Genomic DNA, 13,038 nt, shown 5'->3' on the forward strand with positions numbered 1-13,038 from the left:
GATCTCGAGAGGCCCGCTGCGCGGGGCGCTCGATCGGCAGGAGTCGGGGCGGCCCGATCGGGGGCGTGGGGCTGCGCGTCAGACGTCGTAGGTGCGCGCCCCGGGCAGCGGGCCGCGGACCTGGCGGTGGAGGCGCTCCATGTCGGCGTCGAGGGTGGCGGCGGTGCGGGCCGCGTCGGCGAGGCCGTCGAGGAGCTCCTGCGGGACCTGGCGGTCGTACTTGTAGTAGATCTTGTGCTCCAGGCTCGCCCAGAAGTCCATCGCGATGGTCCGGAACTGCACCTCGACGCAGACGTCGACCGATCCGCCGGAGAGGAACACGGGCACCTCGACGATCGCGTGCAGGCTCTTGTAGCCGTTCTCCTTCGGCTCGGCGATGTAGTCCTTCACCTCGAGCACCGTCACGTCGGACTGCGAGGTGAGCAGGTCGAAGACGCGGTAGACGTCCGAGACGAAGCTGCAGGTGATCCGCACGCCGGCGATGTCGGTGATCGCGTCGGCGATGCCCTCGAAGGTCGTCTCGCAGCCCTTGCGCTCGATCTTCTCGATCAGGCTGTCGGCCGACTTGAGCCGGCTGGTGACGTGCTCGATCGGGTTGTACTCCTGCAGCTCGCGGAACTCCTCCTGCAGGATCGACACCTTCGTGACGATCTCGTCCATCCCGAACTTGTACTGGAGCATGAAGCGCGCGAAGTCGTCGCGCAGGGCGCGGATCTCGGCGACGGTGGTGGCGTCGAGCGCTTCGGCGACGGCATCCGTCAGCGGAGGGACGGCGTGCGCGGGTTCGGGGATGCGGGATTCCACAGTCGGACACCCTACGCGCGGAGTCGTTCGAGACCGGTGGGAGGCGCCCGGCCTAGCCTGGGAGCGTGATCACCGAGCCCCGCCCGCTGCGCTTCTGCGCGTTCGTCATGAACACCGCCTCCCACATCCAGCACGGCCTCTGGCGCCACCCCGACGCCCGGCAGCACGAGTTCGACGACGTGCAGCTCTGGATCGACCTCGCCCGGACGCTGGAGCGCGGCCGCTTCGACGCGATGTTCTTCGCCGACGTGGCGGGGCTCTACGGTCCGGCGGACGGCGACTGGGACGTCAACGCCCGCGAGGGGCTGCAGCTGCCCAGCAACGACCCGTCCGTGCTGCTCTCGGCCCTGGCGGTGAGCACCGAGCACCTCGGCTTCGCGTTCACGAGCTCGGTGCTGCAGTCGCATCCGTTCGACTTCGCCCGGAAGGTCTCGACCCTCGACCACCTCTCGAAAGGGCGGATCGCCTGGAACATCGTCACCAGCGCCCTCGACGGCGCGGCCCGCAACTTCGGCTACGACCGGCTCGAGGAGCACGACGAGCGCTACGCCTGGGCGCAGGAGTACCTCGACGTGGTCTACAAGCTGTGGGAGGGCTCGTGGGACGACGGTGCGCTCCTGCGCGACAAGAGCGGCTCCTTCGCCGACCCGTCGCGCATCCACCGCATCGACCACGTCGGGAAGCGCTACCGCGTGCAGGGGCCGCACCTCTCGGCTCCGTCGCCGCAGCGCACGCCCGTGCTCTTCCAGGCCGGCTCCTCCCCCGCGGGCCGGCGCTTCGCCGCGCGGAACGCGGAGGCGCAGTTCGTGTTCTCGGGGTCGCCGGAGAAGACCCGCGAGCTGATCGAGGACACGCGGGCCCTCGCCGCGGCGGCCGGTCGCGGAGCGGGCACCCCCTCCTTCTACCTCGGGCTCTCCTTCATCACCGGCGACACGGAGGAGGAGGCGCGCCGCGCTGAGCGCGAGATCGACGAGTACCTCTCCTCCGACGCGTTCCTCGTGCACTCGAACCTCGGCTTCGACCCCGCGACGGGCGAGAAGCTCGACCCCGACCTGCCGCTCTCGGCGATCGAGACCTACGCCGGCCAGAGCCACCTGCAGTGGATCCGCGACGCCTCCCCCGACCGCGAGCCGACCGTCCGCGATCTGGCCCGGCTCTCGGCGAAGCTGCGCGGACGGGTCGTCGGCACTCCCGAGCAGATCGCCGACCACCTGGCGGGCTGGCGCGACGCGGGGATCGACGGGATCAACGTCGTCAACTGGATCCTGCCCGGCAGCTACGAGGAGTTCGTCGACCGGGTGATGCCGGTGCTCCAGGAGCGGGGCCTCGCGCAGACCGAGTACGCCGAGGGGACGCTGCGCCGCAAGCTGTTCGGGACGGACGAGCTGCCGGCGACGCACCCGGCGCGGGCGTACCGCGGGGCGTTCGCGGGCTGAGCCGTCGCGGGCCGGGCTCTGCGCGTCCGCTGCCCCTGCACGGGCCGCTCGCCTCGCCCCGCGCCCTCCGTCGGGCGGGGGATGCGAGGGCGGGTGCGGCTCCGTAGCGTCGAGGGATGATCCAGACCTGGGGAGTCCTGACCGCGCTGTACGGAGTCGTCGTGACGGCGGTCGCGGTGCTCGCGATCGTGCTGCTGGTGCTGCTGTGCCGCCTGGTGCTCGCCGCGCGCGAGAACCTGCAGGCCTCGACGCGGCTGCGCGAGCTGCAGATCGAGCGGATGCTGCTCGAGGACGAGTAGCGGGCCGCGCGTCGCCGGCCGCGACCAGGTCTCCTCGGCGAGGAGCACTCGCGGCCGACGACGCGCGGGCCGGTCAGGGCAGAGCGGGTCGCGCCTCCGGGCGGGGCGCCCGCGGGATGAGCAGGCCGAGGGCGACGGCGATCAGCGCTCCGATCGCGCCGATCACGAACGTGGTCTCGAAGCCCTGCGAACTCGGCAGCTGCACGTCGCCGACCGACACGGTCAGCTGCGCGAGCACGCCCGCGGTCACGGCGGAGGAGAGCGTCGTGCCGAGGGTGCGCATCAGCGAGTTCAGCCCGTTCGCGGCGGCGGTCTCCGAGGCGGGGACGGCGTGCATGATGAGCGTCGGCATCGCGGCGTAGGCGAGGCCCAGGCCGACCCCGATGAGGGCGTTGATCACCAGGATCTGCCACACCTCGCCGCCGAACGGGAGGATCAGCAGGTACGAGACCGCGATCAGCCCGGAGCCGGCGATCAGCACGAGCCGCGGCCCGGACTGCGCCGAGAGGCGGGCGGCGAGCGGGGACGTCGCCATCATCGCCAGGCCCGAGGGGGCGAGCACGAGGCTCGCCACGATCAGGCTCAGGCCGAAGCCGACGCCCGACGCGGCGGGCAGCTCGAGGCGCTGCGGCAGGGTGATCTGGGCGCCGAAGAACGCGAAGCCGACCGCGACCGAGGCGAGGTTGGTGAAGAGCACGGCGGGGCGGGCTGCCACCCGGAGGTCGACGAGCGGGCTCTCCTGCCGCAGCTCGTACCAGCCCCAGAGGAGCAGGACGGCGATGCCGCCGAGGCCGGAGCCGAGGATCGCGGGGCTCGTCCAGCCGGAGTCGTTGCCGCGCGAGACGGCGATCAGCACGCCGCTCAGTCCGAGGGCGAGGCCGATCGTGCCGACCACGTCGAAGGTGCCGGGCGAGCGCAGCGTCGACACCGGCACGACCAGGAGGACGAGGACGATGTCGAGGACGCCGAGGCCCGCGGACATCCAGAACAGGACGTGCCAGTCGGTGTTCTGCGCGATGAGGGCGCTGAGCGGCAGGCCGAGCGCGCCGCCGATGCCGAGGGTCGCGCTGACCAGGGCGATCGCGCCGGGGAGCCGGTCGCGGTGGAGGGTGTCGCGGAGGATCGAGATGCCGAGCGGGATGACGCCCATCACCGCGCCCTGGAGGGCCCGGCCCACGACCAGCGTCCACACGTCCCCCGCGAAGGCGCACACGATCGAGCCGATCACGAGCACGACCAGCGCGGCCACGGCCATCCGCCGCTTGCCGTAGAGGTCGCCGAGGCGGCCGGAGACCGGGGTGAGGATGCAGGCGCTCAGCAGCGTCGCGGTGATCACCCACGCGGTCTCGGTGCGGTCGGCACCGAGCAGCGTCGGCAGCTCGGACTGGATCGGGACGACCAGCGTCTGCATGAAGGAGGCGCTCATCCCCGCGAAGGCGAGGACGGCGGTGATGAGGCGCGGGTCCGGCGAGCGGGTCAGGGAGCGTCTGTCGGAGTCGGGCACGGCTGTCCTTCGTGTCGGCGGCGGACGCGCACCCGGACCGCGGCGGCGGGCGGGCCGTCGTCGGCGGGATCGTATCGCTCGGCTCTGCTTTCGACCGGCTCGGGCCTCAACAGCACGGGCCGCCGCTTTGTTCCCTCCTCCTCCTTCCCGCGCGCGTCGGGCAGGACGAGGATGGGCGGATGATCGACATCGAGAGCTGGATCGCCGGCTACGAGAAGTCCTGGGCCACGGACGACGCGGCCGACGTGGCCGCACTGTTCACCGAGGACGCCGAGTACTTCACGGCGCCGCACCGCGACGCGATCACTCCGCGCGACGCGATCGTCGAGTGGTGGCTTGCGGAGGAGGAGCCGGCCGACCCGACGTTCGCGTGGGGCCTGGTCGCGCTGACGGAGGAGACCGCCGTGGTGGAGGCGCGCACCGTCTACCCGGGCGACCGCACCTACCTGAACCTCTGGGTCATCCGCTTCGCCCCCGACGGGCGGGCGCGCTCGTTCACCGAGTGGTACATGGAGGAGCCGGCCGACTCCGTGTCCTGACCCGCGCGGGTCCTCATCGAGCGGCGAGGAGCGCTCAGCGGCGCCCGGTCAGAGCTGCGCGGCCGCGAAGGTGTCGCAGTCGATGGCGTCGCCCTCGAAGCCGGCCTGGAACCAGCGCTGGCGCTGCTCGGCAGAGCCGTGCGTCCACCCCTCCGGATCGACGGTGCCGGTGGCCTGCTCCTGGATGCGGTCGTCGCCGACGGCGGCCGCGGCGCCGAGCGCGTCCTGGTACTCCTGCGCCGTCACCGGCTTGAGGTAGGGCGTGCCGGTCTCGTCGGGCACCGTCGAGGCGTCGCCCACCCAGGCTCCGGCGAAGCAGTCGGCCTGCAGCTCGAGGCGCACCGAGTCCGACTCGGGACCCGTGCCGGAGCGGTCCGCCGACTCCATCGCGCCGGTCAGGTTCTGGATGTGGTGGCCCCACTCGTGGGCGAGGATGTACATCTGCGCGAGCGATCCGCCCGAGGTGTCGAACCGGGTGCGCAGCTCGTCGAAGAAGTCGGTGTCGAGGTAGATCGTCCGGTCCGGCGGGCAGTAGAACGGGCCGACCGCGGCGGTCGCGCTCCCGCAGCCGGTGGTGGTGCTGTCCTCGAACAGGTCGACGCCGGTCGGGGTCGTGTAGGCGACTCCGAGGGTCGGCGTCTGCTCGCCCCAGTAGCGGTCGAGCGACTCGGCCGCACCCTCGAGGCGGCAGTCGACCTGCGTGTTCGCGTCGGCGCCGCTGTCGCAGGCCACCGCGGTGGAGGTGACGCCCTCCGGCGAGGACCCGCCTCCGCCGAACACCTCGCCGAGGCCCGAGAGGTTCACGCCGAGCAGCTGCGAGAGCAGCGCGAGCACGACCACGCCCACCGCGCCCCCGCCGACGGCGATGCCGGTGGTGCGGCCGCGGCGGCGGACCTTGCCGCCGCTGAGCTGGGAGTCGTCGTTGAAGGTCATGCCGACGAAGCTAGCGCTCCGCGGACAGGCTCCGCTCGGGCTTGCGGTCAGCCCCAGCGCGACTCGCTGGCCGAGCGGATGATCTCGAGCAGCGCCTCGCGCAGGGGGCCGTGCTCGAGCGAGCCCGGGAACATGTCGACCTCGAGGCGGTGCGCCCGGCGCCAGGCTTCGCCGCCCGCGTCGGTGAGCGCGACGAGCTGCCGGCGGCGGTCCGACGGATCCGTGGTGCGCGAGACGTGGCCCTCGCGCTCGAGGCGCTCGATGGTGCGCGACATGGTCTGCACCTCGACGTGGGCCGCAGCGGCCAGCTCCTTCTGCGCGACGGGACCCGCCTGCAGGAGGTGCAGCACGATCAGGCCGGCGTGGGTGAGGCCGATCTCGGCGAGGGCGCCGTGCCAGGCGTGCTCGACCATCCGGGAGGCGGTGGAGAGCAGCCGGCCGGTGGGCCAGTCCTCCATCCCGGAGGCGTCGTCCGCGCGCATCTGATCAGGGTAGACCCGCTCCCGGGACACGACGGCACCGGGCGCGGGACGCTCAGGCACGGGCGCCCGGGCATCCCGGCCGCGAGGCGCGGACCGCCCCGCCCGTCAGGACGCGAAGCGGTCCGTCGCCTCGATCAGCGCGTCGAGGATCCCCGGCTCGTCGAAGGCGTGGCCCGCGTCGGCGATCATCCGGAAGTCGGCCTCGGGCCAGGCCCGGTGCAGGTCCCAGGCCGTGAAGGCCGGGGTGCACATGTCGTAGCGGCCCTGCACGATGACGGCCGGGATGTCGCGGAGGACGCCGGCGTCGCGTATCAGCTGCCCCTCCTCCAACCAGCCCCTGTGCACGAAGAAGTGGTTCTCGATGCGGGCGAAGGCGAGCGCGAAGACGGGATCGGACCAGTCCGCGATCAGCTCCGGCTTCTGCAGGAGGGTGATGGTCGACGCCTCCCAGGTGGTCCAGGCGACACCGGCGGGGCCGTGCACGGCGGGGTCCGCGTCGTGGAGCAGGCGGTAGTACGCCTCGATGAGGCTGCCCCGCTCGCCGGCCGGGACGACGGAGGTGTAGCCCTCCCAGAGGTCCGGGTAGACCGCGGCGGCGCCTCCCTCGTAGAACCACTCGAGCTCGGCGCGGCGGAGGGTGAAGATCCCGCGGAGGACGATCTCGCTGACCCGCTCGGGGTGGGTCTCGGCGTAGGCGAGGGCGAGGGTCGAGCCCCAGGAGCCGCCGAGCACGAGCCAGCGCTCGACGCCGAGGTGCTCGCGGAGGCGCTCGATGTCGGCGACGAGGTACCAGGTGGTGTTGGTCGAGAGGTCGGCCTCCGGCTCGCCGGCGTGCGGGGTGGAGCGGCCGCACATCCGCTGGTCGAACAGCACGATGCGGTACTTCTCGGGGTCGAACAGCCGGCGGTGGGCGGGCGAGGTGCCGGCTCCGGGGCCGCCGTGGAGGAACACGACGGGCTTGCCCTCGGGGTTGCCCGAGACCTCCCAGTAGAGCGAGTGGCCGTCGCCGACGTCGAGCATGCCGGAGTCGTGGGGCTCGATCTCGGGGTACAGAGTGCGCATGGCCCGCACCCTACCGACTGTCAGGGTCGCGGTCCGCGAGGCGGGCGGCCCGGCACCGGAGAGGGCGGGAGCGCCCGCGTCCACCCGGCGCACCCGCATCCCGCGGTCGTTACTGTGGAGCGGACCTGCACGCCCCCGTCGAAGGAGCCCCCATGCCCACCACTGTGCGCGGCGTCATCGCCCGGTCGAAGGGCGCTCCCGTGGAGCTCGTCGACATCGTCGTCCCCGACCCGGGCCCGGGCGAGGCCGTGGTCGACATCGAGACCTGCGGTGTCTGCCACACCGACTTCCACTACCGCGAGGGCGGGATCAGCGACGACTTCCCCTTCCTCCTCGGTCACGAGGCGGCCGGACGGGTCAGCGCGATCGGAGAGGGAGTCACCCACGTCGCGGTCGGCGATTTCGTGGTCCTCAACTGGCGCGCGGTCTGCGGCGAGTGCCGGGCCTGCACCCGGGCCGAGCCCTGGTACTGCTTCGACACCTTCAACGCGACGCAGCGGATGACCCTGGAGGACGGCACCGAGCTCAGCCCCGCCCTCGGGATCGGCGCCTTCGCCGAGAAGACCCTCGTGCACGCGAAGCAGTGCACGAAGGTCGATCCGGAGGCGGACCCCGCCGCGGTGGGCCTGCTCGGCTGCGGGATCATGGCCGGCCTCGGCGCGGCGATGAACACCGGGAACGTGACGCGCGGCGACTCCGTCGCGGTCATCGGCTGCGGAGGAGTCGGCACGGCCGCCGTGGTCGGCGCCGCTCTCGCGGGCGCCGGCACGGTCATCGCGATCGACCGGGACCCCAAGAAGCTGGTCGCGGCCGAGAAGCTCGGCGCCACGCACGTCATCGACTCCAGCGGCCTCGACGAGGCGGGCGTCGTCGCCGCCGTGCAGGCCCTGACGAACGGCTTCGGAGCGGACGTCGTCATCGACGCCGTGGGCCGCCCCGAGACCTGGCGCCAGGCGTTCTACGCCCGCGACCTCGCCGGGACCGTGGTGCTGGTCGGGGTGCCGACTCCCGGGATGACGCTCGAGATCCCCCTGCTCGACGTCTTCGGCCGCGGCGGCTCGCTGAAGTCGAGCTGGTACGGCGACTGCCTGCCGGAGAGGGACTTCCCGATGCTGACCGGCCTCTACCTCCAGGGCCGCCTGCCCCTGGACGAGTTCGTGAGCGAGCGGATCGGGATCGAGGACATCGAGGAGGCCTTCGCCACGATGGCCGGCGGCGACGTGCTCCGCTCAGTGGTGGTGCTCTGATGGGCGCGCGGATCGAGCAGCTCGTCACGAGCGGCACCTTCAGCCTCGACGGCGGCACCTGGGACGTCGACAACAACGTCTGGATCGTCGGCGACGACTCCGAGTGCGTCGTCATCGACGCGGCCCATGACGCGGACGCGATCCTCGCGGCCGTCGGCGAGCGCCGGCTCCTCGCCGTGCTGCTGACCCACGGGCACGACGACCACCTCGACGCGGTCGAGGTAGTCCGCGCTGCGACCGGCGCCCCGGTGCTGCTCCACGAGGCCGACCGGATGCTCTGGGACGCCGTGCACCCCGGCACGGCCCCGAGCGGCGCCCTGGTCGACGGACGGATCGTGCCCGTCGCCGGCGTCGAGCTCGAGGTGCGGCACACCCCGGGCCACACCCCCGGCGCCGTCTGCTTCGTCGCCGAGGCGCTCGGCACGGTGTTCACCGGCGACACGCTCTTCCAGGGCGGGCCGGGGGCCACCGGCCGCTCCTACAGCGACTTCCCGACGATCATCGACTCGATCACGGAGCGCCTGCTGACGCTGCCCGCCGCGACGGTCGTCCGGACCGGCCACGGCGACTCGACGACGATCGGAGCTGAGGCGCCGCACCGCGAGGAGTGGATCGCGCGCGGGCACTGACCCGGGCGGGGCGGGCTCAGAGGCGGCCGGCCCGCCCGGTGCGGTGTTCTGCTCGCCCGAGTTGCCCGACGGGTGTGGGAGTTTCGCAACTGATGGTCGTGCTCTCTTGTTACCGTGAACAATCGCCGGTACCGTGCGGAGACCACACCGCAGGCGGGATCCCCCGTCCGCCCACCGGTTCGCTGCAGAACCCGAGAGGACACGTCGACGATGACGTCACGACCCCCGGGCGGAGGCAGGCGCTCGCGCCTGCTCGCCGCCACCCTCGCCGCCTCCGCGACGATCGCCCTCGCCGCCGGCTCCGCCGTGCCGGTCGCCGTCGCCGCGACAGCGGCGACCACCCCCGCGCAGAGCCTGCTCGCGGACTTCACCTTCGACACCGCCCCGAGCGGAGGCGCCTTCACCGACCGGTCGACCCGCGCCGCCGTGAAGGGGACGCCGACCCTCGTCGCCGGGCGCACCGGGCAGGGCAGCGCCGTGTCGCTGTCGTCCTCGTTCTGGCTCGATCTCACCGCGACCGACGGGCAGCCGCTGCTGAAGGGGCGCGACTCCGTCACCCTGTCGTACGACTCCAAGCCCGCCGCCGCGAACAACGTCGGCTGGTCGGTCTTCGCCGCTCGCTCGGCCGCGACCCAGGACTACGCCCAGGAGAAGTATGTCGGCGTCCTCGACAGGACGACCGGCATCACCGTCGAGCGGTACGCCAACAGCGGCGCCCGCGACGCGTCGGGCAACCTCACCGGCCCGAGCAGCACGGAGTGGAAGCACGTCGATCTCGTCCTGAGCGCCGGCACCGCCCGTCTCTACGTCGACGCGAAGCCCGTGGCCGTCACGACGGCCGGTCCCTCGCTCGCGACGGTCCTCGGATCGACCGGCGGAGTCCTTCAGGTCGGCAAGGCCAACTGGGGCGGCGGGGAGTACTTCACCGGACTCCTCGACAATCTGCGCGTCTACGACCGCGCCCTGACCGGGGCCGAGCTGGGCGCGACGAGCAGCACCGTGGCGACCGACCTGCGCGCCGCACTCGACGTCCCCACGACCGTGCTCGGCGACCTGCCCGCGCAGGTGCTCGGGAGCACCGTGACCTGGACCGCCTCCGGCGCCGGCGCCGCGCGCGTCTCCTCCACCGGCGCCGTGGACCTCGCGGGCCTCACCGCTCCCGTCGCCGTCCGCCTCCAGGCAGCCGTCGCCGGGCAGACCTACGCGTGGGACAGCACCCTCGCCGTGCCCGGCGGACGCATCGCCACCTCCGTCAAGACCGTCACCACGACGAACGGAGTGAAGGACGACCCGCTGGCCTACAACGACGACCGTCGCGCGGACTCGCTCTTCACGGCCGCACTGCCCGCCGGCGCGACCGCCTGGGAGCCGCTGAACCGCTCGCAGTCGATCCTCTCCGTCCTCAAGGACGGCGATCAGGCGCAGCGCCCGAACGCCCAGATGGGCTCGCCGCTGCTGTTCCGCTCGAAGGACGGCTCCCTCGGCGCGGTCTCGTCGCAGAACAACGCGACGGACTCGGTCTACCTCTGGAGCTCCACCGACGGCCGCACCTTCCGCGACCAGCGCGTCCTCCGGGTCGCGCCGGGCTCGGTCGTGACCGACCCGCGGATCGTCTTCGACTCCGCCCTCGGCGTCTACAAGCTGTTCTGGACCGACCTGCTCACCACCGAGGGCCGCGTGACGCTGTTCACGGACCTGGCCTCCGGCACCGCTCCCGGAGCGACCACCCGCGCCGACGCCCGCGTCCCCGGTGTCCAGGGCTCGGGTCTCCCCGCCTGGTTCACCCAGGGCCAGGCCGGCGAGACCGCGCTGACCTCGACCGAGTTCGGCACGTTCTACCGCGAGTACGTCGACCTGAAGAACACCGGCGTGAAGGCGCTCAGCGGCTCCGTCGACTCCGGCGCCGGATCCGCGGCGATCGCCGCCGCGCTCCCGGGGCAGGCCGTGATGGAGTACAACGACGGCTCGACCAAGTCGCTCAACGTCGACTGGCAGGACGACCTGACCACTGCCGTCGACACCTCGCGTCCCGGCACCTACCGGGTCACCGGCTCCGTCCAGCAGGACCCCGAGGCGATGGTCAACGAGGCCCGCGCGGATCCGCACGTCTTCTTCAACGAGGACGACGGCTACTACTACCTCACGGGCTCGCACTACGGCCAGGACTCGCTCGGCCCGATCGAGGAGAGCTCCAGCTACCGCAAGATCGGCCTCAAGCGCTCGAAGACCATCGCCGGTCTCGACTCCGCTCCCGAGCAGATCGTGATCGACCCCGACGCCGGCACGCCCGGCCGACAGAGCCAGTACCCGAACACCTTCTACGGCTGGGGCGGATACATCTGGGCGCAGGAGTTCCACAAGATCAACGGCACCTGGTGGATCGTCGCCGGCATGAACAAGGGCTACGCGCCCGTGGGCGGCTGGTGCGACAACACCGTCCTGATCCCCTACACCGGGACCGACGCCTCGATCGCCGCGGGCGGATTCCTCGACCAGACGAAGTGGGGCGAGCCGGTCGTCCTCGAGGGCGCGGCCTTCGACGTCAGCTACATCGAGCGCCAGGAGAACGGCGCCGCCCAGGGCTACTGGGTCCTGCCCAACGGCGGCACGCTCTCGCTCGCCAAGGCGACCATGGGGCCCAAGGGCACCGTCCCGCTGATCTCCGGTGCGGTCAGCCGCATCTACGGCGAGAGCCAGCCGTGGGAGTCGGGCAAGCGCTCGCCGACGCCGTCCGACACCACCGAGGGAAGCGACCAGGGCATCGTCGAGGCGCCGTTCATCGTGTCGAAGGGGGGACGCCTGTACCTCACCTACTCGGGTGGAACGGTCGACAAGTACTACTCGCTCGGCCTGCTCACGGCCGACGCGAGCGCCGACCTCCTCAACCCCGCGACGTGGACGCAGACCGCGTTCCCCGTGCTGGACACCGAGGACACCTACCTGGGCCGCCTCGGCGCCGACGAGACGCAGTACTTCTCGCGCCAGCAGGCCGGCACCGGGCACAACTCGTTCGTCGAGGACGAGTCGGGCAACCTGCTCCTCGCCTATCACGCCCGCCCCTACCCGGACCCGCACACGGCGACCGACCCGCAGAACGCGGGCGGCCTGTTCGACTCGGACCGCAACACCTGGTTCAAGGGCGTCAACATCCGCGCGAGCGGCCGACTCGACCTCTCCCTCTCGAAGGAGCAGGAGGTGGCCTCGGCCAACCGCACCGTCACGGCGACGATCACCGTGAAGGCGCCGGCTGTGCCCGTCACCGCCACCGCCGCGGCTCGCTGCGTCGCGGGCAAGGTGGTGGTCACCCTGACCACCGTCAACAGGGCCGCGGCGACCGCCGACCTCCGCTGGAGCACCCTGTGGGGCGCGAAGACGCAGCAGATCGACGCGGGCCGGACCGCCTCGCTGGCCGTGACCACGCGGGCCGCCTCGGTCACCGCCGGGACCGTCCAGGGAGTCGCCACCGTCGGCAGTGCCTCCGCTCCCGTGAGCGCCGCCTACCCGGCGCTCCGCTGCGGATGACCTGACCCGCTTCCGCGAACGACGACGCCCGGCCGTCCCTCACACGAGGGCGGCCGGGCGTCGTCGTTCCGATCTGCGGTGATGTGCCGAACGACCGGGTCGCGACCCTCGATGATCTCTCGGCGGTGCCGCCGGCATCGCGGGAGGAGACCCACCGGATGAAGCGGCAGCGTCGCACGACCGCACCGTTGCGATCCACGAGTCACTCCTCATCGGGGGGGAGGTCGTCGCTCGACGAGGTACGGGGTGTCGTGAATCGGACTCGAATGGGCGAGCCGATCTGTCGCTTCTGCACGAACCGGCCCGCCCCTTCGGCATCGTCTCACTGGACGAGAGCGTCCTCCGCCTCGTCCCAGGCGCGGTCGAGGTCCTCCTTCCTCCCTCGGATGAGGAGGAATCCGATGGCGACGGGGGAGAACGCCGTGACCGCGACGGTCAGGGCGAGGTTCGCGAGCCCGGCCCCAGCGGTCCCGTTCCGAGAACGATCTGGAAGTGGAACGCGAGAGAGAGGACGGCCCCGATCATGACGGCGCCGTCGGCGGCATGAATCAGGATCGCGCCACCTCGCGCACGACGCAGGG

Annotated in this window: 11 protein-coding genes; 6 read left to right on the plus strand and 5 right to left on the minus strand. The window is 72.2% G+C overall.

Annotated features, from left to right (window positions below; genetic code table 11):
* Positions 1-78 precede the first annotated feature (78 nt).
* Entirely contained in the window at positions 79-681 is a 603-nt protein-coding gene (locus C5B92_RS09580; protein WP_104234325.1) for a GTP pyrophosphokinase family protein, read from the minus strand.
* Positions 682-911: 230 nt separating this feature from the next.
* Here C5B92_RS09580 and C5B92_RS09585 point away from each other — a divergent pair, with 230 nt between their 5' ends.
* Together C5B92_RS09585 and C5B92_RS09590 are read left to right on the plus strand one after the other, a co-directional pair.
* Positions 912-2,240 (plus strand): NtaA/DmoA family FMN-dependent monooxygenase, encoded by a 1,329-nt coding sequence (locus tag C5B92_RS09585; protein WP_374952927.1) that lies wholly within the window; start codon positions 912-914, stop codon positions 2,238-2,240.
* 116 nt (positions 2,241-2,356) lie between these two features.
* Positions 2,357-2,539, plus strand: coding sequence for a hypothetical protein (locus C5B92_RS09590; protein WP_104224402.1), 183 nt, complete (start codon positions 2,357-2,359; stop codon positions 2,537-2,539).
* Positions 2,540-2,612: 73 nt separating this feature from the next.
* Here the strand turns inward: C5B92_RS09590 and C5B92_RS09595 are convergent, their stop codons facing one another.
* Positions 2,613-4,043 (minus strand): MFS transporter, encoded by a 1,431-nt coding sequence (locus C5B92_RS09595; protein WP_258061326.1) that lies wholly within the window; start codon positions 4,041-4,043, stop codon positions 2,613-2,615.
* Between the two features lie 179 nt (positions 4,044-4,222).
* Between C5B92_RS09595 and C5B92_RS09600 the strand changes: the two genes are divergently transcribed.
* Positions 4,223-4,582 (plus strand): hypothetical protein, encoded by a 360-nt coding sequence (locus C5B92_RS09600; protein ID WP_104350340.1) that lies wholly within the window; start codon positions 4,223-4,225, stop codon positions 4,580-4,582.
* Between the two features lie 48 nt (positions 4,583-4,630).
* Here C5B92_RS09600 and C5B92_RS09605 read toward each other — a convergent pair whose 3' ends face one another.
* The 3 genes from C5B92_RS09605 to pip all read right to left on the minus strand — a co-directional run bounded on the left by C5B92_RS09605 (position 4,631) and on the right by pip (position 7,059).
* Positions 4,631-5,515: a neutral zinc metallopeptidase gene (locus C5B92_RS09605; RefSeq protein WP_104247848.1), complete on the minus strand. Its 885-nt coding sequence runs from the start codon at positions 5,513-5,515 to the stop codon at positions 4,631-4,633.
* A gap of 47 nt (positions 5,516-5,562) precedes the next feature.
* Positions 5,563-5,997, minus strand: a complete 435-nt coding sequence (locus C5B92_RS09610) for a MarR family winged helix-turn-helix transcriptional regulator (protein ID WP_104224399.1) — start codon at positions 5,995-5,997, stop codon at positions 5,563-5,565.
* 105 nt (positions 5,998-6,102) lie between these two features.
* Positions 6,103-7,059: a prolyl aminopeptidase gene (gene pip / locus C5B92_RS09615; protein WP_104226020.1), complete on the minus strand. Its 957-nt coding sequence runs from the start codon at positions 7,057-7,059 to the stop codon at positions 6,103-6,105.
* Between the two features lie 152 nt (positions 7,060-7,211).
* Here pip and C5B92_RS09620 point away from each other — a divergent pair, with 152 nt between their 5' ends.
* The 3 genes from C5B92_RS09620 to C5B92_RS09630 all read left to right on the plus strand — a co-directional run bounded on the left by C5B92_RS09620 (position 7,212) and on the right by C5B92_RS09630 (position 12,457).
* Entirely contained in the window at positions 7,212-8,306 is a 1,095-nt protein-coding gene (locus C5B92_RS09620) for an S-(hydroxymethyl)mycothiol dehydrogenase (protein ID WP_104350341.1), read from the plus strand.
* Positions 8,306-8,935 carry an MBL fold metallo-hydrolase gene (locus C5B92_RS09625; RefSeq protein ID WP_104350342.1) on the plus strand — a complete coding sequence of 210 codons (630 nt, stop codon included), beginning with the start codon at positions 8,306-8,308 and terminating at the stop codon, positions 8,933-8,935. The genes C5B92_RS09620 and C5B92_RS09625 overlap by 1 nt, the downstream gene beginning before the upstream one ends.
* Positions 8,936-9,145: 210 nt before the next feature.
* A complete protein-coding gene (locus C5B92_RS09630; protein WP_104350343.1) occupies positions 9,146-12,457 on the plus strand; it encodes a family 43 glycosylhydrolase in 3,312 nt (1,103 codons plus the stop codon).
* Positions 12,458-13,038: the final 581 nt, after the last annotated feature.

Source organism: Rathayibacter sp. AY1A4 (assembly GCF_002930955.1).
Lineage (GTDB): Bacteria > Actinomycetota > Actinomycetes > Actinomycetales > Microbacteriaceae > Rathayibacter.

Coding starts and splice junctions, on each gene's coding strand:
- C5B92_RS09625 (WP_104350342.1), top strand. CDS start 8,306: ATGGGCGCGCGGATCGAGCAGCTCGTCACGAGCGGCACCTTCAGCCTC.
- C5B92_RS09610 (WP_104224399.1), bottom strand. CDS start 5,997: ATGCGCGCGGACGACGCCTCCGGGATGGAGGACTGGCCCACCGGCCGG.
- C5B92_RS09605 (WP_104247848.1), bottom strand. CDS start 5,515: ATGACCTTCAACGACGACTCCCAGCTCAGCGGCGGCAAGGTCCGCCGC.
- C5B92_RS09585 (WP_374952927.1), top strand. CDS start 912: ATGAACACCGCCTCCCACATCCAGCACGGCCTCTGGCGCCACCCCGAC.
- C5B92_RS09590 (WP_104224402.1), top strand. CDS start 2,357: ATGATCCAGACCTGGGGAGTCCTGACCGCGCTGTACGGAGTCGTCGTG.
- C5B92_RS09600 (WP_104350340.1), top strand. CDS start 4,223: ATGATCGACATCGAGAGCTGGATCGCCGGCTACGAGAAGTCCTGGGCC.
- C5B92_RS09620 (WP_104350341.1), top strand. CDS start 7,212: ATGCCCACCACTGTGCGCGGCGTCATCGCCCGGTCGAAGGGCGCTCCC.
- pip (WP_104226020.1), bottom strand. CDS start 7,059: ATGCGCACTCTGTACCCCGAGATCGAGCCCCACGACTCCGGCATGCTC.
- C5B92_RS09630 (WP_104350343.1), top strand. CDS start 9,146: ATGACGTCACGACCCCCGGGCGGAGGCAGGCGCTCGCGCCTGCTCGCC.
- C5B92_RS09580 (WP_104234325.1), bottom strand. CDS start 681: ATGCTCCAGTACAAGTTCGGGATGGACGAGATCGTCACGAAGGTGTCG.